We start from the raw sequence: 21,509 nt of genomic DNA, 5'->3' as shown, positions 1-21,509 counted from the left end.
TTCAACCATCGGGGTCTCAGGCGTCAGCGAGTTTGTAGAGATTAATGACACAACTTGAGAAGTCCTTATAACTCTTACTGAGTTAAGTAAGTATTCAAAGTACAAGTGCCGAAACATAAGGCTTTGGAGATGGTGTTAAGGATGGCTGAGTCAGTTGTAGTAGTGATGAAGCTTCGTAATGGGAGTGGAGCGAAGGGCTGACAGAAAGGTAAGAACGTAAGAGGGAAACAATGACCGTACACAGCATAGACGGAAATACATGGTCAACGAAACTTGAGCGTATAAAGTTGCTATCATCACAAAATCAAGACATAAAGTTTAATAATCTTGGACATATTATTGATTTAAAGATGTTAGAAGAACAATATAAGGAACTTGATAGCAAGAAAGCTGTAGGAATAGATGGTATAACCAAAGCGGTTTATGGTAAGAAGTTGGAAGCAAATTTGCTCTCGCTCCTTACTAAAATTCGCAAGGGGCAATATCAAGCTAAACCTGCACGAATTACATTGATTCCAAAAGAAGATGGAGGCAAAAGACCTTTGGTAATATCATGCTTTGAAGACAAGATAATCGAGTCGGCAGTAAGCAAGATATTAAACTCAGTGTTCGAGCCAATATTCTTAAAATGTTCTTACGGGTTTCGACCTAAATTAAACGCCCATGATGCACTTAAGGAGTTGAATAGACTTACGTATAACTTCAATAAAGGAGCTGTAGTTGAAATTGATATAACTAAGTGCTTCAATTCAATCAAACATTCTGAGTTGATGGGATTCCTAAGAAAGAGAATATCTGACAAAAGATTCCTAAGACTAGTTATGAAACTGATGGAAACACCAATTATAGAAAACGGCATTACAGTTACTAACAAGGAAGGATGCCGCCAAGGGTCTAAAACATCACCAATTTTGGCAAATGTCTTCCTACATTATGTTATTGACTGTTGGTTTGCTAAAATCAGCAAGGAAAACATAAGAGGGCAAACTGGAATGGTGAGGTATTGTGACGATATGGTGTTCGTCTTTGAGAATGAAGAAGACGCGAGGAAGTTTTATGAGGTTTTGCCCAAAAGATTAAACAAGTATGGCTTGAACATCAATGAAGCTAAATCGCAGATGATTCAGTCCGGTAGATACCATGCTGAGGACTTAGCTAAGCAAGGTAAGAAGATCAAGAGTTATAATTTTCTTGGCTTTACTTGCTATTGGGGTAAATCAAGGTTTGGTAACATATGGAGATTAAAATATACCACAAGGAAAGATCGATTTACCGAGAAGCTTAAAGGGCTAAGAGAATATCTACGAAGTCACCTTAATGAGAGGGGCAAAGAACAGATATTATTGCAAGTCATTAGAGCTACAAAGGGGTGGATCAATTATCATGGTATATCAGATAATCAAAGACGAGTAAGTTCATTTATTCACCAAACTAGGCGAGCAATATATGGGTGGTTTAATAGAATGGGTGGGAAGCGTAAGATGAATTGGCAAAGATTAGCTGAAATACTCAAAAGGGTCGACTTTCCAAATAAGTGGAAGACCATTTCAATGTTCTAAAACCAACAAAAAAAAATAGGGTACAAGCCTATCTTACCTTTCGGGAGCCGGATGCGGTAGCTCTGCATGTCCGGTTCTGAGGAGGGGCTTAACCAAGCAATTGGTTAGGTCTACTCACAAATGTACTGAAAAATCTGCCTAACGGGTAGGCATTTTTAGCAGTCGATTCTTTCGAAGAATTAGGGCATTACCGATTGCTACTTGCAACATTGACTGAGGAACGTAGGTACAGTGTTATGACCCCTGTGGTTAGTGGGGGTCTCTCGCTCATTCATCAATTACCCTTATAATTTGGTAAAATCTTTGCCTTGGCATAGATTTTTAATATACTAACGGGATAAGGCTTATCGACCTTAAAAATAACATCAATATCAGTTTTAATTTCTCCGTGCATAATAAAATTTACCCAACCTGATTGATAAGGAGTGGCAAATAAGTCACATACTTCTTTAGTAGCTGTTGATGTTGTTAAATATTTCTTATCATTAACCAATCTAATCAACGCATCACTATCTAAATATCTACTATTAATATGTTGCCTATCTATTTGCCCATTATCAAGCCTTTCTTCAATATAACCACCTTTACTATTAAAGACCTTCAATCCAAGTTCCGCATCTTTTTTCGGAACATGCTCGTATTCATCCGGAAATATCAAAGGAAAAGTCTGTAATATCGAAGAATAAGGAAAACCTACCGACAAATGTCTTACCGGATGTTTTAGCTTAATCAGCTCATTATCAATAATCTTTAAATCATGTAATTCTTCATCACCAATAATAGATACAGCAATTTTCTGAAAAATTGGCAATATAGTGGCAATATTTATTTGCTGGAATGATGGCAAGCAGTTTCCAGCTATACTACTTAGTTCATAACCTCCAATATCAGGAAATAGTTTTTTAAAAACTGGAAAATATCTTTTTGATAAAAGTAAATATTTCTCTAATTTTATGCTCTTCTCATCCTCAAGAATATCTTTCAATAAAGCTGGATGAAAGCTTGGCATGATTAACTGACAATATTCAATAATGTTACGCTGAAAATAAGCTAGTCCTTCTTTGAGCTCTTGCATTTGCTCAAATATTCTATCAGCTAACGTTTCAGTGTAATCTTCTTCGCTGCGAATAGAAGATGAGGAATAGGATGAAGATAATGAGGCTCTACGCTCTCTACTTCCTTCCGTTGGTGGTAAGTTCAGTCTTTCAGCATTTCCCAGCCTGTATGCTACTTCATCTATCATCTCATCGATAGTTTGATTAAAATTATCAGACAAAATATATTCTCTAACATCTTTACTTAATTGTTTATCAAGTATGATACTCCTTAAACAATCAACTATTTCTTCTCGTCTTTTGAAATTGCTTAGCTCATTAATCTTGTTGTCATTATGTATTTGTTGTAATTTATCAATTAATTGGTTAGTAATGGTTGATAATTTATCATTTATTTGTTGTTTGCTAGTATGTTGATCTAACTCTATTATTTGTCGGCTAATTAGTTGTTTAATCTCTTCACCAAATATATATTTAGTCAGTTTTGGATGAGCGATATTTAGCAGTTCCTGGTAAAAATCCACTACAGTTTTGGTAAAAAACTTTTTTATGTTAACTAGCAATTCTTTATTATTGTCACTATCCTGCTGAGCATAATATAATAACATTCTTTTATTGATGTGAATAGCCGCTAACCGCATCTCTTGTATTTCTCTACTTACTTCAAACTGTAGATTAATATTTTGCTTAGCATTTGCCATAATATCTTGCACCGTGCCAGCGATGAACCTTATTAGCTCAGTATTTAGTTTTTTTATTTGCAGACAAATAGTTGGACGAAAGGAAAAAGCACTATTAGGCAGATATTCCATTAAGCCACCATCTCTTAAAATAGCTGGTACATCAATTTTATTTAGTGCTTCTGTGGTTTCAATAATATCACCACCAAGACGCTCACCATCATATAATAATTGCTCGATTACCACTAAACTTTCAGGATGACCGGAAAATAGATTATCTATTTCAGCATAAATACGTGAGAATATTCGATGATAGGCAAAAGATATCGCCAAAATATTCATAATCTTAGGTAAATAATTTTTATAATATTTTTGTAAAAAACTTTCTATCTCGGGTCTATGTTCATCATAATTAGCAATGTGCCTGTTTTTGTATTTAAAAGAATCACCAGCATTATCTAACTTAACTCTCAAGATATTTTCTGCTTGAGCCTGTACAATATGCTCTAGCTTGGTTATATCACCTCTAAACTCATAAGCACTATCATCCTTTAACGCTTGCATAATTGAACGGTAAGCAGCATTCTCTCCTGGCTGCAGGATATTTACATGACAATCAGCATAAACTGCTCTATCGGTAACAAAATGCTTGGCAGAAAAATAACGAGTTTGCAGCACTTCTAGATATTCTTTACTGCTTACACCAGTATCATCACTTCTCCGAACATGCAAATATAACATATCAGCACTTTCAGCATAGATCGGCGTAATGCCTAATACTTGACCATTACCACCCAGCCAATGTTGTGACCAGCCCATAATTTTTAAATCTTGCGAATAGATAAAAATTGCAAAAGAGCCATTTTTTAGCACCGCCACTATCATCGAAAATGGACTGTTACAGCCGACAATTTGTCTAATACCACCAGCAAATATATGCTCAGCATAGGCAGTTATATCTGATATTTGAAAGCCACCTTTTTCTTGTGAATAATACAAGCTATTGATTTTACATCCATTACCTTCAACAAAAAAGATGGTCTTACCGATCACTACTGGTTTCAGTGGTGATACCGGCAACTCAATCTCTTTATGGATTTTGACAAACTCCCCTTTAGCTCGATCTCCTTCTTTCACTAAATAAATACCATCACTAGTACCGAGTAACAATTCATCAGCAAAAGGTACCGACCATAGAACATTATCAAAAGTAGCAGAAGAAAAAGTTGCCGAAAAAGCAGTTAAAGGATTACGGGCTTCTAGTAAAGTCCTATATGCCATCCTAAAATCACTAAAATCTCCCTTATAGCTTGCCCAAATTGCATGAATATTCTTATTAACCCCAAAACACCATAATCGGTTTTCAAAAGTAACCACTGAAGTGCAATATAATTTCTCCTGCTGGGCTTGGTAGATGGGGGATTGATTAACATATGATAAACTTGCTGCTCGCTGATAAAGAGCTTTTAGCTCATCATTAATTTTATCTACTTCTGCTCCATAAATTACCTCATTAAAAGGTTTCTGTATCTTAGTAGCTTGTCCAGTTTGTCCTGTAGTAAAATAATTAACTTGGCATTTTAGTGGTTCAATAATAAACATTCTATCTTTACCAGGAAAATTACTGGATAGCTCATAGCTACTACTTGAAGCTATCTCAGCTCTTTCACCATATTCTACCTGTCTTTTGCTTGCCTGTTCGCTAATATATTGGTAAAATTGCTCAACAATTTGCGGATCAACGGAGAATTTAAAGATCGGTCTCTTATCACCGAAGGAAATATAAGCAATCCCTTGGAACACTACATAAGAAAAATCCTTAGGACGAAAATGAAAATCTTGCCCATCATCCTTAATAATTTTATTGGTTAGCAATAACTCACCACCAACAAAAAATAAGCAATTAGTATGTAACTTATGCGATTCAAAAACTAGTAAGTAGGATAACTTCCTTGAGAACATCACTGCTGCCATTTTCTTTGGCACATTATCATTAAACAAATGGACAAATTGTGTCCCATGTCTACGCATAATGCCACCTGATGGTAACAGCATGAAGTTAATCAGCTTCTTAACACCATTCTGATACAATACCAGCTCAGTTCTCCCTTCAATGGTCGGAGTAAGCTCACCACCTGAGAAGTTGTTTTTTTGTGAGTAAACAAATTGTTCTTGTTGCATAACTTAACGTAATTTGATTATTCAAATATCATACTTCACCGGAATTAATCAGATTATAATCAACCGCATAAATCCTTCTTGTTTCTTCCAATTTGATCAAATATTGTTTCTTTAGTCCATCAGTAAACACACTATCGGAATACATAGCAAATGACACTTGTGAGGCTAATGATAAAGCTGCCAGTAATTTAAAGCTGGCAGGTACTTGTTGCCAAATAGTTGGATCATTCTCTAATAAATTATCAACAATGTTTTTGCTGTAATAAAACAGTGAGGTAAGTTTACCACCCTTGAAGTAAATCTTACCTGTCTCTGTATAAAATTGTAGGTTAGATGGCACTATTACAGCACATTTAATACAATCATTAATATTCGGTATTTCGGTAAAGTTTTGTCTATTACCTTCGATATTATCAACTCTCCGTAATGCAAATGACCATTTAACCATTAGTACAGTATCTTCAATAGCAGGATTAACAAACTCCTCACTTAATTCCTCGGCTTTTGATATTCTGCCACCACCAATGCTACTAATACCACAATTTGACCCAAGTACTACTACTGCCTTTTTGATAATCTCATATTTCACAATAATTACACTATTGAATCAATTTTGTAGTTACCCATCTTCATTCTCACTCTCAACAATACCACCATCACCATCATCCTCAACAACATTATCACCAACACCACCAACACCGGCAGCAGCATCAACAGTAGCAGCTCTTCTCATGACCAGTACTTGCGTAGCTAAATTATTGTTGGCAATTACTGCTAAATCATTATCAGTAATATCCTCACTATTATCACTATTCCGGCATTGATTGCCAAACATCTGCCATGGCATTGTTATGCTATGTAAGCCTTTCCGGTGATTCTCATTAGCTATTGCTTTCCACAATTCACCATGATGGCTGGTGCAGTCATAGTCCTCTAAACATTTAATGACCACTACTGCTTGTTCATTATCACGGCTAGCTCCAAATGCTTCACTGTAATATAATACCTTGGCATAGTGGTATTGTACCAGCTCTTCAATACCCTTCTTGTTAGAACCACTAACCGTATTAAATCTTATGGCTCCTTCATTAAAGGCATAGCAATCTCTAACAGCATATCTAGATTGATTAGCATCCCCAGTATTATCAAATATACCACCCAGCATCTCGCTAGTAATAAAAGTAAATCCTAAGAAACTATTAACTTCACCACTTACTAAGGCTCTAACGTTATTATAGTCATAATTGGTAATTTGTGGATCACGTAGTAAGTCTGAAATTTGATTGCTTGAGCACAATAAGTATAATTTATCATACATACCAAAAAAGCGTTTTTTTAAGATATGATGAGCTTTTATTAGTTTGTCAACAGTCAGTCCTGCTCTCTTTTGCTGGATGCCCCCTCTATTGACGGCAACTGCAGCTTGAGCATTTAAGCCTAAATTAACATCAGTAACCCTAATTCCTACTGGTACCACATTATTAGCTACGTCAAAGTTAACAACATTGTTGCCTGTCCTTCCTGCTCGAACTGGACTTGCAAAAGCACTAATAATTACTCTATCTTGTTGTCTACCCATTGCCCAACCTGCCATTTTAGGAAAATGTGAAGTAGGGTCAGTTAATAGGTTCAACTTATCGTTCCTATCCATGGTAGCGTTCCAATGATAGGCAGAAGCCGTCAAAAACCTTCTTGAAATAGTTGGAATTTTAAATTCTATTTGTTCTAATCTACCAGGGTCTCCACCATCAGTATAATGTCCATGTAAATGATCATCAGGATCAATTGCCCGTCGATTTCTACTCTCCACCTCATGGGTAGTCATTGACTCAAAGCTAATTACCTCAGTATCCTGCGTACCATTTGTAACGCATTTTCTTAGTTTACAACCTTCTTGTTGAATAACTAGGCTGATATTTTTGGCAAATTGTTCTTTAAGACCATCTGTTATTTGTTCCATTTCTTTTCTCCTCAAATAATCTATCAATATTTAAAGTGTGATATCATTTATACTCAAATCAACAAAAACTTAAGCTGGTCGTTGTCCTCTATGCAGCCAACAACCTTTCGGGTATATATGTTATTAGTGGCTCTTTTATGATAGGTTATTGCGAAGTTGCAGCCTTAAATGAGTTGTCACCTACTTCATGACTTTAATGATTGCTTGGTTACGTTATTTTTTATTGTGTCTTATCATAAGCGATCTTGTATAATTGTTGCATACGTTTAACAGCTTGTTCATGTCCCGTATGCTCTTTACTCCTTAATTTTACCACAAACTCGGGGTCAGAATCAAGTTTATCTATCTCTGACAATGCCGCCTCTCGGCTGTTAATGCCAGGTAGCTCTTTGCCAATTACTAACGAGTCAGATTTTAAAGTTTCACCGACTCGTACTAATAAATCAACTAAAGCTGGTGCGTAATGTGAGTCTTCAATTAATCCAGCCAGCTCTTTAGTACCAAACTTAGATAAGGCTGCCTGCATCACTGTCATTTTACTGTCAAAACCTTCACCATAATTGCGTTTCAGCAAATCAATGTGAGAGTTACGTGTTTGCTCGATAGCATTTTGTTGCTGTTTTTGTAAATCCTGCGAAAAACCATACAGAGAATTAAGCAGCTTCTCACCTTGCCTTTTAGATAATCCGCTTTGGTAAAACATATCTTCATAACGAGTTAAATACTCCTCATCTTCCTTGGAGCGTTTATCAGTATATTTCTTATCTTCAGGCAATCCCAAACGGCAATAGAATTTATGCCACTCATCATCAGAGCTGTCATCTTTTGGCACAGCAACTCGCTGATTTAAGCTTTTTTCTGCTTCCAAATAGCTCTGAGCTAAAGATGAGACATCCTTGAATTTACCCAGTGACTCAGCTTTACGTATTTCCTCAGGCATGTTAGCTAGCCAATCACTACCAGAGGAAGTAGGGCTAGTTTCATAGTTATTGGCAATTAATTCTTTACTCATCTGCTTATTCTTCTTTCAACGTTTCCATTTCTTCTTTTAACTTCTCTATTTCTTCAAGGATTAGCCCGGTAAATTCAATGATTTCATCTATTGGCTTTTTTTTATCCAACATTTTTTTTGCCATGGCTATAGCTTTTTCTTCAATACCTTCAGCTTTGCCTCTAGCTTCAGCATCTTCAATTTGTTGCTGTTCTACCGCTAAATTATCAAAATAGGCTTTTGTTCTTTGCTCATAGGTGTTAAGCTCTGCTTCTGACCAGCTAGCTTGGTCTACAGCCCCAAAGGCTCTCCTAATAATTTCATCTTTACCTATTAAATTCTCTATTTCTGTTAAGGTTAATTTACTATCTCCTGCATGCTTGAAAAAATACATCCACTTCTCTTCAATACTCTTTAGCTCATCAATAGTTTTTTTAAATTTCTCAAGCTCTAAAAAAACAAAGTAAAAATCTTTTAAATCATGGGCATAGCTCTCTGTATCTAAAAGACGATGTTCTGATTTCCAATGTTTTTTATCGCTAAACATCACAAAATCCGCTATCGCTAAAAATATTACTCCTTTTAATTTGGCGTATACTGCCAGTTTCTTGTGTTTCTCATCTTCCTCAAGTATTTGCTGAGAATATGCTTTAGCTGCATAATATTGGGCTCTCTTCTCAAATCCTGGATGCTTACTTACCTGCATCTCTACTATGAATTGATTACCGTGTTGATCTTTACATAACACATCAACTATGGACTTTCTGTAAATAGCAATATCAGGGTCTTGGATAGTTGGTAAAAATGTCACCTCAATTATTTGCTCATTTCCTTTACACTTGAGAACATCATTTAAAAAATGAACAAGTATATCTTTATTCTTTTCAGTACCAAAAATTTGGCGAAAACAAAAATCATTTTTAGGGTCAAGAAACTTTGATAAAAACATATAATATAACCTCTTAATTGTTACTAAATATCGCCATTATTTATCTGATTCATTAGTACCATCGATATTATCAATTCCATCATCTTCTGAAACTTGTGAGCATATGTATAGGAATAAAGCTCGATGCCCTTCAAGAAAGGCTGTGTAATCACTTTCTTGCCGAACGAAATTGCTACGATATATGCCACTCATTTGTGCTAAATCCTCTAATACTATTTTACCATCTTCTCCACTAAAAAGCTTGTAATAAATTGATTTTAACTGCTCTTTTGTTAATAAAGGTAATGAGGATGAGGAGTTAATTGATAGTTTCATTCTTTCTTACCCTTATATCTGTTGTTGTTGCTGTTGCATTTGCATCATCTTACGTTGTTGTCTGATTTGTAATACTTCTTGCTCGTTCTTCAGGATTGAGCTTGGGGCTCCTCGCAGCTCAAAAAATAGTTTAAAACATTCATCCCAGTTGATATTATCATAAATCTCAGGAAAAAAGTTACTGATTCCACTTCGTTGAAAAAAACCTAATACTTGCTCAACGCTGGATATTGCTGATGTTTTCTGTGCCCTGGATAGTGGTGAAACATATTCAATCTCTATCTCAGGAGGGCTATTTGCTCCCTCTAAAATCGGTACTCTGTTATATTTGATTAGCGTTTGATATATTGCCATGATTAACGGATTTAACAACTCACTCTCAATTCTACCAACCATTGGAGACATTAAACGGTATTGTTCCTCCGTCCTAATTTGCACCTCAGTGGCAGTCATTTCTTTATTTTCCTTTTGCATCCTGAATATATCGATATAGAATGCTTTGTATATGGCATCGCGACATTGATTTTGTTCAATTTCAGTAGGTAGGATATTTTCCATACCAGTTAGCGGTATTATTTTATCTGCCATACCATTACGGTAGAAATTAACACTGCCTGGCGTAGTATATAGTGGTAAGTAATACCCATCTTTTGGCACTAATAATGGTGGGTCTAGCTGTTTCTGGGCTACTTTTAGGGTAATTTGCCTTAAACTATTGAGCAATTTAATATCAGGCAGCACATGATGAGCCGGAGCATAGCCATATACTTCACCTTCTTCTTTTACCCATCGCGTCACAAAAAATGGGAAATAAGAATAGCCTGATTGATTGATAATTTTTTGTTCAGCTAGGTAGATATATTCTGAGCTATAATCAAGTATTAATGAGCTAGCTGTTGCCATTGGTTTTCTACCTTTATTCTTCTGATTTTGAGCTTGCGGGCTAACTATGTGTAATATTTCTACTATTTCATCAGGATTTTTGGCTAATCTTTCATTGAAAGGAGCAAAGTCTGACCATTTAGCTAACGCAGATTTTATCGGCATACTAAATAGTCGATACATTGTATTAACAAAACCAAACTTATCCTCTTCACAATAACATTCTTGTAAATTAATGTTACGGAAGAATAGAGTTTGTTCTAATTCTGGGGCTTCTTCAACATAGAATATCGCGGTACCAAAGGCAGCGAGATTTAGAAAAAACTGATGAATCTGATTATAAAAATTAGAAGCCGGATTGTTGAATATATCCATTAAAGATTTTTCTAACATTTGGGCTAGCATGCTGCGTTCAGCTGTTGTTAAATATTCCTGCTGCTCTTTATTTTCAGCAGCTATAGTAAGGTTAAACCAATTTATTGCTGGATTTACCAGCAAGCTTTGTAAACCTGATGCTAATTGCTCTCTTGACCAAATAGAAGTTGAATCAAATATTACCTTATTACTCTCAGTTTGTGGGCAAACATATTTCTTTAGCTCATCCCATACTTGCTGCCATTTCTCCCGCTTGCTCTTGAGATTGTCAAAATATTCAATTTTTTTGTTTAAATCACTATCAGCCATAAGCTGTCACCATATTCCTTGTTACGTTTGAGTTTATAGTTGAGTTTGGGTTTAAATATGGCGTACCAAGTTTCTTTGACACTTTCTTGAGCTTCTTGATAAAGTCATTATCATACAACACCTGATAGTTATATTTCTTACCGCTAGCTGCCGTCATGCTAGGCAAACCAAGGGTTAACCCTTCAATATCCTTAAGCGATACTATCTTGCCAAGAGATTCAGATAATTGCGGTAAATCTTTTAATTGTGGTACTGACCGCATGTTAAAATGCTCCACTGCTTGTTTTAAACCACCAAGCTCAGCTATCGGCGTTTTTGCTAATCCTGATCGACCATATCTTGCCATTTGCTCTAAATTGCCCGACATACCATCATATTGATGGTTATTAGCAAGATCAACTTGTTCAATCCTCCCTCTAAGGTTATGCATAATATTTGATGTATTCATATAATGACCAATACCAACTAATGGAGATAAACATTTTAGTCCAAAACCTAGCTGTCCAAGTATTGAAGTTCCTCCTGCTACAGTTGCTGCTCCTGCTCCTCCTAATGCTCCCAGTCCCATTCCAGCTCCAAAGGTTAAGGCACCAAGACCTGCCCCCTGTACCAAGCCTGTAATGTTGGCTGATTTCTGAAGTTTCTCAGCCCGCCACTTTACATCGTGAGCATAACTATCTAACTGACTTTGTGCAGATGAACCATAATCCCTTAATTTATTTTGTAAACCCTCAATATGCTTTTGGCGTTCAGTATAATCAGCAGTTATTTTATCTTCTATGCTTTGCTGTTGTTTATATTGTTCAATGATGCTGGTTAATTGATGTCTTGCCTGATCAAAATTACTAGTATCTTGCAATAGACGATCTTGACTTGCTTGATAGTTACCTAACTGATTCTCAAGATCAGCTTTTTCCATACTAAGATTTTTATGTTCCCTAGTAATGTCATTCATAGATTGACGAATTCTGCCTTCCATTTCTTGACGTTGCTTTTTTAACGATTCAACGTCTTGCTGATGTTTGGCAATTGTACTGCCTGCTTCTTCTTCAGTTAAGCCTCGTAAACTTTCTTTTTGCTTGGCTACTTGCTCATAGAGATTTTGAAAGACACCTGGTAATTGTTCCACCTCGCTCATTCTTGCTTCAAGGGCTGGAGCTTTCTGTTGCAATGCTGCAAAAGATTGTTTAAGTTGTTCAGATGAGGAAGCTAGCCTAGCTCTTTGTGCTTCTATGTTCTTTAAACCACTATCATATTACGTTAATTCGGGATAAGGATTAGTAAAAATGCTTTAGCTATAACTAATACAAGATTTTGGATATGTATAAATTGCATTTCTGTGAATTCATACATTAATTGCTCTTCGTAGTGTATATATGTCTGCTATTTTTACTAATCCTTATCCCGAATTAACGTAAATAATAATTTAATTAATAGATCCATACCACGATAAATAATAGCACAAAAATACTATAATAGAAATAGATTTAGCAAAAAATATTATGCACTTGGTGCAAGTCGATCAAAATGGCAAAAAAATCGGTTATCAAAAAGTTACAAGAGATAAGTTATACCAATTGCAATAATTAACGCAGTGGTGTAAAATGGGTTTTTAACTGATAAAGGTACTCAAATGGCTAGGTTAATATTACCACAAGGTTTTCATGGTCATGATTTTATAAAAATGATGAAACATGAGCCGCATGGTCGAAATCGTATACGTTTATTGGCGATGTATCACCTTCAATTAGGCAAATCTTTAAAAGCCATATCTGAAATAGTGAAGTCACACTGGAAAACTGTGCAATCATGGCTCAGAAGATTTAGGAATCATGGTTTTGAAGGATTATTTGAATCACAAAGAAGCGGCGCCCCTAGGAAGATTAACACTATACAAGAGTCTGCTCTTTTTGATAAAATCAATACGCTCAGTGAAAGTAAAACTGGTGGGTATATAACTGGAAAGGAGCTACATATCATGTTACTTGAGGAATATGGTGCTAAATGCGCTTTAAAAACAGTCTACAATACTATGCACCGCCTTGGTTTTAGCTGGATTACTTCTCGTTCAATGCATCCAAAGTCAAATCAAGAGACTCAAAATACATATAAAAAAACTTCCCAGACATGTTAACAAAATTATTACCAAAAAATATCGATAGATGTAAAGTTGATATATGGTCTCAGGATGAAACTCGAGTTGGGCAACAAGGTAGCTTAACTCGTATATGGGCTAAGCGTGGCACTAGACCCCGTAAAGTTCGGCAACAGCAATTCATTTCAACATATATTTATGGAGCTGCTTGCCATGATACAGGAGAAGCTTTTGCATTAATTTTACCATATGCAAACACACAGGCAATGAATAAATTCTTAGAAGAGCTTTCTCGCAGTATTCAAGGCAACCGACATATAGCTTTACTAACGGATAATGCAGGTTGGCACACAGCCAAAAAACTAACTGTGCCAAGCAATATCACTTTGATACCGCTTCCGCCCTATGCACCGGAACTTAATGCAATGGAACAAGTTTGGGAATGGATCAAAAATCATTTCTTGTCTAACCAATGTTATGGTGTATATGAAGATATCGTCACTATGGCTTGTTACGCTTGGAATCAATTTGCTCATAATGTAGATTTAGTAAAATCAATTATGTATAGAGACTGGATAAACACACCGTGTTAATTATTGCAATTGGTATTAATAGCCTATTTAAACAATTTAATGAATGTGGATTGCCACGCTCACATACGTTCGATTGCAATAACCTCTTACACTTTTCTGGAATTTTTGAATTGTCATGGGGTTTATGTGTAAGATGAGTGAATTAACTATATCTAAATTAACCATAGATACCCCCCCCTACTCTGAATTTTAATTATATTAACCTCAGTTTGATGTAAGAGGAAGGTTGAGATTGTTTAATTTTCCAAAAGCTACAGAAATTTTATTAGGCTTAAAAACATAGGCAAGCAGTCCAGCTAATACGTTAGTTTGAAAATTCATAACAGATCTGTGCCTTGTATGGTCTATATGACAAAGGTTTTTTAGTTGATCGTTAATGGTTTCAATAATATACCTTTTATTTAAAAACCGCTTTTTAATAGGATCTATTATTTTTTCTTTCATATTACTTTTAATTTTTGTTATTAGTTCTAAACCTTGATTAGCAAGGGATTGAGTGAGTTTTTTACTGATATACCCACGATCACCAAAAAGCCAGCCTTGTAATTTATCTACTAAATTTTCCACCACTGCTCTATCATCAACATTTCCTGGAGTTAAAGAAAAACTCATAATCTCTCCGCAACTGTTAATGACAATATGTAGCTTACAACCAAAGAACCACCCAGTGGAAGTCTTACCTCTTTTTGCTATGTCTTTGAATACTTTATGTCTATTAATTCTTAAATTATGGCAAGCAGGAAGTTTAGTAGAGTCGATATAATATTGACCAGTTTGTTTTCCTGATAGGCTTTTTAGCAGTAATACCATGGGCATGAAGCTCATTGGCATTAACTGAACAAAACGACTATAGCTCACAAGTTTTGGAAATTCCTTTCTATAACTTTGACATAGGCAGCATAAATAAAAATCTTTAAAGGTACGGTAGTGACTCAAGTGAAACATTACTATAATAGTAATAATCTCTGAGAGTCCTATACTGCAAACTACTTTACGCTTACGGTTAGGATTTGGTAATATATATTTATTTTGCTCCGTATCAAAATGCTTGCAAAAATCATCAATTAAGCAGAAAATCTCCGTAAGAGGGATCATAATATATTCTCCAATTTTGTTGTTATTATTCGAGAACTTTATAATCCCTCCCTTCTTACTTTTCAAATATTCTTTCTCCTAACAAACTGGTTTGAAAGAAGGTTTTATTTTTACCATAGCTCACCACTATAATGGTTCCAATATTTTGGACAGAAAAATAAGAAAAATGAGATAGAATTCTTTAGCAAACAAGGAGAGCTAGAGATGAAAAAACAAGTAAGGCAATATAGTGCTGAGGAGAAAGCCAAAATTGTCATAGAAGCAATTAAGGGAGAGCTAACAATAGCCCAGATAACCAGTAAGTATGGTGTTCATGCAACACAGATCAGTAACTGGAAAAAACAAGGTCTTGAGTTGTTAGTACAAGGTTTTAAGAATAAAACACAGAGTGCTGATCCAAATCAGCAGGGGTTAATCAAGAATCTATATGAGCAAATTGGTCAGTTAAGCGTTGAGTGTGACTGGCTCAAAAAAAAATCTGCATTGTTTGGAATTAAAGGTTAGGTGTAATATGATAGAGCCTAATCATAATAAGTTAACAATTGTACAACAGTGTAAGTTATTGGATATTAGCAGGTCAACCTATTACTATCAACCTACTGGTATTAGTGAACAAGATATCAAGATTATGGCAATAATTGATGAGACCTATACTATGCATCCATATTATGGTATGCGGCGGATGGCTAAATATTTACAAGCCCAAGGTTTTTCGGTAGGTCGTAAAGCTGTTAGACGTTACTACAAGATAATGGGTCTTGAAGCTGTTTATCCTAAAATAAATTTAAGCAAGAGGAATCAAGCGCATAAAATATATCCTTATTTACTAAAAGGATTAGAAATAGTATTGCCAAACCAGGTTTGGAGTGCAGATATAACGTATATAAGACTGAGCCAAGGGTTCGTATATTTAGTAGCTATTATTGACTGGTATAGTCGTTATATTCTAAGTTGGCGAATCTCCATTAGTTTGGAAAGTGAATTTTGTGTAACAGCCCTTGAAGACGCTATAGAAAAATATGGTATGCCAAAAATATTTAATACTGATCAAGGAGTACAATTTACCTCGGAGAATTTTATTAGTATGCTAAAGCTACATAATATCTTGATTAGTATGGATGGTAAGGGACGAGCCTTAGATAATATTTTTATTGAACGTTTTTGGCGATCATTAAAACAGGAAAAAATTTATCGGATTATTTTAACAACAGTAAAGGAGGCAAAGACAGCAATTAACGAATATATGGACTTTTATAATAGACAAAGGATGCATCAAGCTTTGGATTATAAAACTCCAGAATGTGAGTCTGTCCTATAGTTTGTGTAAGTTGCAAAGAAAGCAGTAAGAGATTACTGTAAAAAAAGTAACTTAAGCAAGCAAGGAGGAATTATGGCTAAAAAATTAGATACAGATAAAGATACATTAAACATCAGTAATCAGCTAGTAGAAGAATTATTATCAAAAGCAGATCCATCGGAGTTATTTGGTCGAGATGGTTTATTTCAACAGCTAAAGAAGCAAATAGTTGAGAAAATATTAGCAAGTGAGTTGGATCATGAATTAGGATATTCAAAACATAGCAAGATGCCAAAAGTAGATAATAATCGTCGTAATGGTAGCTATGAGAAGACAGTAATTGATGGGGATGGTCGTAAGCTGACAGTAGAAGTACCAAGAGATCGGGAAGGAGAGTATAATCCCATAGCAATTATCTTTTATCTAAATTTTCAAAAAAATATTTATCTAAATAATAAAACAACGTTTTTGTTGAATAAGTTTATGGCAAACTTCAAGTAGCTTACGCATACAAGCAACTATCGCAACTTTCTTAGGTTTAAAATTATTAACAAGCCTATTGTATAAAGTTTTTAAATATTGAAAACCATTTTTGCCAGTTAATACCGCCATGTATAAAGCATCCCGTGGTATTTTTCTGCCTCCCCTAATAAATCTTCGTCCTTGCTTATTACCACTATCACGGGCGTACGGAGCTATCCCCACAATTGCTGACAATTCATTACTACTATAATTTTTATCCCCTAATTCAGGTACAAAACTAATTAGTTTTGTAGCCAAACATTTACCAATACCAGGTACAGTCTCTAATATTTTTACCTTCTCTTTTAACTCTTCTGACTCATCTATTGTAAGCGTATGGTAAAGGTGGTCTTATAAAAGAAGGAAGATTGAAGTATTGTTCTGTGGTAGAAATAACAAAGGAATAATAGTATGAATAAGAGTAGGAGGGATATTACATCTGAACAAAAGAGGCAAATAATTTCAGAGTCATATGTGTCCGGGTGTGTTATATCACAAGTTGCTCAGTCTTATGGAATTTCAAAGGAGACATTATACGGATGGCGTAGTAGGGAAAGGAGAATAAGAGGTGAAGAGGCAGCAGTAAATAATTCAGGCAACAAATTTGTAGAATTATCAATACAGAAAACAACATTACAGGAGACAAAATGTATAATATTAAAAAAAGCTGAATTGACATTTAATGATTTTTCTTTATCAATTGAAGGTAATGTTAGTAGTAGTAAATTATTAGAGATAGTTAAAATATTGGATAGATCATGCTAGATATAGGGTATGATAGCAAGATATATCTTTGTACCGGTTGTACTGACATGCGTAAGGGGATTAACGGTTTATCAATACTGGCACAATCAATATTGTCAGATCAATTTCACAAGAGTGCCTTATTTGTATTTAGGGGTAAAAAGGCTGACCGGATAAAAATATTGTGGTGGGACGGACAAGGTTTTTGTTTATATTACAAATGTCTTGATAGCGGTAAATTTATATGGCCTAAGGTTGACGAGAAGCAATCTGTTGGAATTACTAAAGCCCAGTTAGCAATGTTGATAGAAGCTATTGACTGGCGTAATCCGAAGTGGTTTAATAGACCTCAATATGCTGGATAAAAATTTGATGTAAAAGTATATATTATATATAACAGTTATGGTTTTTGATTTAAACAATTTACCTAGTGATATACCAGTGTTGCATAAGATGCTTGCGGCATTAAATAATAATATACAGTCACTAATTACAGAGAATCAATCGCTAACTACAGAAAACCAGTCATTAACCACTGAGAATCAATCATTAAGAGAACAGCTGGCATTACTAAAAGCAAAGCGTTATGGGAAATCATCAGAAAAGCTAGATAAACAAATAGAGCAGATTGAGCTTAAAATAGAAGAAAATGAGCTTATTTTAGGATTTAAAACTGAGCAAGATAATGTTAATTCTGATAAGAGTATAGCTACTGTCGATGATAGTAAGCAGAAGCCAAAACGACAAAAATTACCGGAGCATTTACCAAGAGAAGCTGCGGTATTAAAACCTGTTGATCAATGTCCTGCATGTGGTGGAGTGGAATTTCGTAAGATAAGTGATGATATCTCAGAAACATTAGAATATGTTCCATCATCATTTAAGGTGATACGGCATGTAAGGCCACGCTGTGCCTGCACCCACTGTGAGAAGATAGTACAAGCCTACGCACCGTCAAAAGCCATTGATAAAGGTAAGCCGGGGTCTGGGTTACTGGCACATATATTAATTCAGAAATATTGCAATCATCTACCACTATATCGTCAGTCGCAAATTTACGAGAGAGAAGGAGTGGAGATTTCGAGGACAACAATGGCGAGTTGGGCGGGTCAGTGTGCTAGATTGCTAGAGCCAATAGCCAAAGCAATTCAACAATGTATCTTTTCGGGTAAACAGATACATGGTGATGATACACCTGTGAGGGTTCTAGCTCCTGGGATTGGTAAAACCAAGATCGGTAGAATATGGACCTATGTATCAGATGGTAGACCTCATGGGGATCAGTCTCCAGTTGCAGTTTGCTATTTTTATAGCCCTGATCGGAAAGGGACAAGACCGCTTGAGCATCTCAAAGATTTTACAGGAGTGCTGCATGCTGACGCTTATGCTGGTTATAACCAACTATATATCGATGATGAAAAATCAGCTGCTAAGATAAAGGAAGCAGCATGTTGGGCTCATGTACGCCGTAAGTTTTACGAAGTAACAATAGCAAATGATAAAGCCAATATTGCTATTGCTATATTGGAGCAGATTGGTAAAATTTATGGCATCGAAGCTGACATAAGAGGATTAGAAGCTGATAAGAGGCTAGAGGAACGACAGAAAAAATCTAAAGTACTGGTGGAAAAATTGTTTGCAGGTTTTAGGAAAGCATATGATCAACTGCCTAAAAAAAGCAGTACGGCAAAAGCTATTTCTTATGCTTTAAACAATCAGAACGCACTGATGAAATTTTTGGATGATGGTAAAATAGAAATTGACAACAACGCTGCAGAGCGTGCAATGAGATCAATTGCCATAGGACGAAAAAATTGGCTTTTTGCTGGATCAGACAATGGTGGTCATACTGCCGCTATTATCTATTCCATTATCGAAACTGCTAAATTAAATAACATCAATCCTTGGAAATATCTGCAAAAAGTGCTTGCAACAATTCAGGATTATAAAGCCAATAAAATTGCAGACCTCCTCCCTTGGAATATTATACTAGAATAAATAATATTTCTAGACCACCTTTACCATACGCTTACCATCTATTGTTTTGTTTAACTTCTTATCAAGCTCAGCTATTTCATTTTGTAAGAATTTAATGTGTTTTTCTATACTATCTTTATCAATACCATCAATACTATGATGTAGTCTTTTCTTTTCATTGCTAAGCATTAATACTAAATCTTCTCGTCTTTGCTTATATCTCTTCAAATTCTCTGATTCAACTTGATATATATAATTCGCTGAAAGCTGCATCTTATCACCATAATATGCTAATTTAAATGCATCCTTCCTATCAGTTTTACACAAATTTACCGATTTACTAAAAGAATTAAAACTATATGTATTGACCTTATGTATTTGTTGCTTATTATTATACAGCTTTTGACAAATCTCAGCTTCGTATCCTCCAGTGGGTTCACATATTATTAGCTTAATCTCTTGCTCTTTTGCTAATTTAATCACCTCTTCATGACCAGCTGCATCATTGGCAAAACGATGATATTTAGGTTTATCGCTTGTATTATATACACATATATCAAGCCATTGTTTACTTACATCTAGACCTATTATTTTACTCATGATATAATCTCCTTCGTCTTATTGTGCAAGGCTGCTACTTCCAACACCTTCTGCAATTTGTTCAAAGCAAACTTTGTAAGAGGGTACTTATTCTATGCTCGATTATCTCAATCAAGTACCCCTCAAATCACCCTCTTACCATTACTTATATCATAATTTAAAGATATAAGTACCCTACAATTTTTGTAAAGATGGTATTAGGATAGAAAAAAGTTTTTGTTTGGGAGGTATTAATAATGTGGATATTAGCTGCGTTATGGCTGTTGTAGATTGATAAAAAGCATTTTTGATATGATCAAAGCCATAGGTAAATAATGAAAACAATTGTCTTTCAATGGTTTTGTACCGTTTTATTCGGATGGGATTTAAGGCATTTTGTATTATTCCATTTTTGACTATTAAAGCTGAAGCAATAGCAGTTATCACTAATAATTTTTCAAATCTATCCAATTTTACAATGTGACTTTTTTCAATATCAAAACCACCGCTTTTTAGGTGCAAAAATAGTCGTTCAACACTCCAACGAAATTTATATAAAGCAAAAATATCTTGCTCTATTTCAATTGAAGACACCAGAACCATCAGCTCGCTCTTATCATTTCTATATGCGGTAAAATTAACCTTTCTATTCCATAATATACCACTACAAGCCCTATACTCTAAGGCTTTAACATCACTAAATATTCTTTCAATGGTTAAAGTTCTTAAACCTTTTGTAAGACGAATTTTATGATCCATTTTTAATGGAATAACAAACTTTAGATGGTTATTTATCAGAAAGTCTAACCATTCTTTATTCATAAATTCTCTATCAGCAAGCAAATATTTTATTCTTTCAACGCCAAAATTATTAATAAATTTCTGTAAAAATTCCTTCATAAATTCTGCAGAACACCCGCCACCATGCGACAAAGTCTTCCAGAATATTGGCACCGATATTTTACCAATTACCATTACTAAAAATAAAATATTAATATCGGATTTACCAAATTTCCAACTTGTCCTATCCATTGCTACGACATAATTTTTTGAAGCAAAAAAGCTTAATAGCAAATAGCCAACCTTCATATAATCAAAATTAAAATCTTTTAAAAAACGATAAATTCTATGAGTTTTTGACGTCGCTTTAGCATCACCTAAAATACCAAGTGCTAAACCTTTTTGATAAATTGAGCTGCCCGTCAGCAAACTAATTACCATACCAACCAAACATTTTAATCTTGATTTATTTCCGTCTATATATAAAATCAATTCTTGAAGTATTATATTATGCATTTTGTTATAAAAATACCTACCTTATACTACTTCACACCACTCTAAATCAACCATT

The 21,509-nt window shown here is 35.0% G+C and carries 16 protein-coding genes and 1 pseudogene; 6 read left to right on the top strand and 11 right to left on the bottom strand.

All coding sequences use genetic code 11. The features are described 5' to 3' along the window. Nucleotides 1-230: 230 nt before the first annotated feature. Nucleotides 231-1,559, top strand: a complete 1,329-nt coding sequence (locus NBW66_RS03505; RefSeq protein WP_250310618.1) for a reverse transcriptase domain-containing protein — start codon at nucleotides 231-233, stop codon at nucleotides 1,557-1,559. Between the two features lie 274 nt (nucleotides 1,560-1,833). Here NBW66_RS03505 and NBW66_RS03500 read toward each other — a convergent pair whose 3' ends face one another. The 8 genes from NBW66_RS03500 to NBW66_RS03465 all read right to left on the bottom strand — a co-directional run bounded on the left by NBW66_RS03500 (nucleotide 1,834) and on the right by NBW66_RS03465 (nucleotide 12,427). Next, entirely contained in the window at nucleotides 1,834-5,475 is a 3,642-nt protein-coding gene (locus tag NBW66_RS03500; protein WP_250310980.1) for a phage tail protein, read from the bottom strand. 28 nt (nucleotides 5,476-5,503) lie between these two features. Then, nucleotides 5,504-6,064, bottom strand: a complete 561-nt coding sequence (locus NBW66_RS03495) for a hypothetical protein (RefSeq protein WP_250310981.1) — start codon at nucleotides 6,062-6,064, stop codon at nucleotides 5,504-5,506. Nucleotides 6,065-6,094: 30 nt separating this feature from the next. Beyond that, nucleotides 6,095-7,435, bottom strand: a complete 1,341-nt coding sequence (locus NBW66_RS03490) for a phage capsid protein (RefSeq protein ID WP_250310982.1) — start codon at nucleotides 7,433-7,435, stop codon at nucleotides 6,095-6,097. Nucleotides 7,436-7,655: 220 nt separating this feature from the next. Beyond that, nucleotides 7,656-8,447 (bottom strand): hypothetical protein, encoded by a 792-nt coding sequence (locus tag NBW66_RS03485; protein WP_250310983.1) that lies wholly within the window; start codon nucleotides 8,445-8,447, stop codon nucleotides 7,656-7,658. Between the two features lie 4 nt (nucleotides 8,448-8,451). Continuing rightward, nucleotides 8,452-9,375, bottom strand: coding sequence for an Rpn family recombination-promoting nuclease/putative transposase (locus tag NBW66_RS03480; RefSeq protein WP_250310984.1), 924 nt, complete (start codon nucleotides 9,373-9,375; stop codon nucleotides 8,452-8,454). 36 nt (nucleotides 9,376-9,411) lie between these two features. Continuing rightward, on the bottom strand, nucleotides 9,412-9,690 hold the full coding sequence (locus NBW66_RS03475; protein ID WP_250310985.1) for a Bbp19 family protein: 279 nt from the start codon (nucleotides 9,688-9,690) through the stop codon (nucleotides 9,412-9,414). 12 nt (nucleotides 9,691-9,702) lie between these two features. Continuing rightward, nucleotides 9,703-11,256 (bottom strand): portal protein, encoded by a 1,554-nt coding sequence (locus NBW66_RS03470; protein ID WP_250311761.1) that lies wholly within the window; start codon nucleotides 11,254-11,256, stop codon nucleotides 9,703-9,705. Beyond that, a complete protein-coding gene (locus tag NBW66_RS03465; protein WP_250311760.1) occupies nucleotides 11,249-12,427 on the bottom strand; it encodes a hypothetical protein in 1,179 nt (392 codons plus the stop codon). Before NBW66_RS03465 ends, NBW66_RS03470 begins: the two co-directional genes overlap by 8 nt. Nucleotides 12,428-15,243: 2,816 nt before the next feature. On the opposite strand from NBW66_RS03465, the pseudogene NBW66_RS03445 reads away from it, so the two are divergent. Continuing rightward, nucleotides 15,244-16,357, top strand: a pseudogene (locus tag NBW66_RS03445) (IS3 family transposase). Nucleotides 16,358-16,429: 72 nt separating this feature from the next. Next, the gene (locus NBW66_RS03440) at nucleotides 16,430-16,837 is read left to right on the top strand and encodes a transposase (RefSeq protein ID WP_250311758.1); all 408 of its coding nucleotides are present in this window, start codon (nucleotides 16,430-16,432) and stop codon (nucleotides 16,835-16,837) included. Here the strand turns inward: NBW66_RS03440 and NBW66_RS03435 are convergent. After that, nucleotides 16,784-17,149: a transposase gene (locus NBW66_RS03435; RefSeq protein WP_284346809.1), complete on the bottom strand. Its 366-nt coding sequence runs from the start codon at nucleotides 17,147-17,149 to the stop codon at nucleotides 16,784-16,786. The genes NBW66_RS03440 and NBW66_RS03435 overlap by 54 nt on opposite strands. Before the next feature lie 120 nt (nucleotides 17,150-17,269). On the opposite strand from NBW66_RS03435, the gene NBW66_RS03430 reads away from it, so the two are divergent. Genes NBW66_RS03430 through tnpC form a run of 3 tightly spaced genes read left to right on the top strand, consistent with a single transcriptional unit; the run spans nucleotide 17,270 to nucleotide 19,600 of the window. Next, nucleotides 17,270-17,623: a transposase gene (locus NBW66_RS03430; RefSeq protein WP_250311719.1), complete on the top strand. Its 354-nt coding sequence runs from the start codon at nucleotides 17,270-17,272 to the stop codon at nucleotides 17,621-17,623. Beyond that, nucleotides 17,617-17,967: an IS66 family insertion sequence element accessory protein TnpB gene (tnpB, locus tag NBW66_RS03425; protein ID WP_250311756.1), complete on the top strand. Its 351-nt coding sequence runs from the start codon at nucleotides 17,617-17,619 to the stop codon at nucleotides 17,965-17,967. Before NBW66_RS03430 ends, tnpB begins: the two co-directional genes overlap by 7 nt. Nucleotides 17,968-18,004: 37 nt before the next feature. Further along, nucleotides 18,005-19,600, top strand: a complete 1,596-nt coding sequence (gene tnpC, locus NBW66_RS03420; protein ID WP_410525809.1) for an IS66 family transposase — start codon at nucleotides 18,005-18,007, stop codon at nucleotides 19,598-19,600. 9 nt (nucleotides 19,601-19,609) lie between these two features. Here the strand turns inward: tnpC and NBW66_RS03415 are convergent, their stop codons facing one another. After that, nucleotides 19,610-20,179 (bottom strand): IS110 family transposase, encoded by a 570-nt coding sequence (locus NBW66_RS03415; RefSeq protein ID WP_250311755.1) that lies wholly within the window; start codon nucleotides 20,177-20,179, stop codon nucleotides 19,610-19,612. A 174-nt stretch (nucleotides 20,180-20,353) separates the two neighbouring features. Beyond that, the gene (locus NBW66_RS03410; RefSeq protein ID WP_250310546.1) at nucleotides 20,354-21,454 is read right to left on the bottom strand and encodes a transposase; all 1,101 of its coding nucleotides are present in this window, start codon (nucleotides 21,452-21,454) and stop codon (nucleotides 20,354-20,356) included. Between the last annotated feature and the right edge of the window lie 55 nt (nucleotides 21,455-21,509).

Source organism: Rickettsia endosymbiont of Oedothorax gibbosus (assembly GCF_936269705.1).
Classification (GTDB): Bacteria; Pseudomonadota; Alphaproteobacteria; order Rickettsiales; family Rickettsiaceae; genus Tisiphia.
This window is presented reverse-complemented; position numbering and strand designations above follow the sequence as displayed.

Excerpts from the sequence above, each read along its gene's own strand:
- NBW66_RS03505 (WP_250310618.1), top strand. The coding sequence starts at position 231 with ATGACCGTACACAGCATAGACGGAAATACATGGTCAACGAAACTTGAG.
- NBW66_RS03500 (WP_250310980.1), bottom strand. The coding sequence starts at position 5,475 with ATGCAACAAGAACAATTTGTTTACTCACAAAAAAACAACTTCTCAGGT.
- NBW66_RS03490 (WP_250310982.1), bottom strand. The coding sequence starts at position 7,435 with ATGGAACAAATAACAGATGGTCTTAAAGAACAATTTGCCAAAAATATC.
- NBW66_RS03485 (WP_250310983.1), bottom strand. The coding sequence starts at position 8,447 with ATGAGTAAAGAATTAATTGCCAATAACTATGAAACTAGCCCTACTTCC.
- NBW66_RS03480 (WP_250310984.1), bottom strand. The coding sequence starts at position 9,375 with ATGTTTTTATCAAAGTTTCTTGACCCTAAAAATGATTTTTGTTTTCGC.
- NBW66_RS03475 (WP_250310985.1), bottom strand. The coding sequence starts at position 9,690 with ATGAAACTATCAATTAACTCCTCATCCTCATTACCTTTATTAACAAAA.
- NBW66_RS03470 (WP_250311761.1), bottom strand. The coding sequence starts at position 11,256 with ATGGCTGATAGTGATTTAAACAAAAAAATTGAATATTTTGACAATCTC.
- NBW66_RS03440 (WP_250311758.1), top strand. The coding sequence starts at position 16,430 with ATGGCTAAAAAATTAGATACAGATAAAGATACATTAAACATCAGTAAT.
- NBW66_RS03430 (WP_250311719.1), top strand. The coding sequence starts at position 17,270 with ATGAATAAGAGTAGGAGGGATATTACATCTGAACAAAAGAGGCAAATA.
- tnpB (WP_250311756.1), top strand. The coding sequence starts at position 17,617 with ATGCTAGATATAGGGTATGATAGCAAGATATATCTTTGTACCGGTTGT.
- tnpC (WP_410525809.1), top strand. The coding sequence starts at position 18,005 with ATGGTTTTTGATTTAAACAATTTACCTAGTGATATACCAGTGTTGCAT.
- NBW66_RS03415 (WP_250311755.1), bottom strand. The coding sequence starts at position 20,179 with ATGAGTAAAATAATAGGTCTAGATGTAAGTAAACAATGGCTTGATATA.
- NBW66_RS03410 (WP_250310546.1), bottom strand. The coding sequence starts at position 21,454 with ATGCATAATATAATACTTCAAGAATTGATTTTATATATAGACGGAAAT.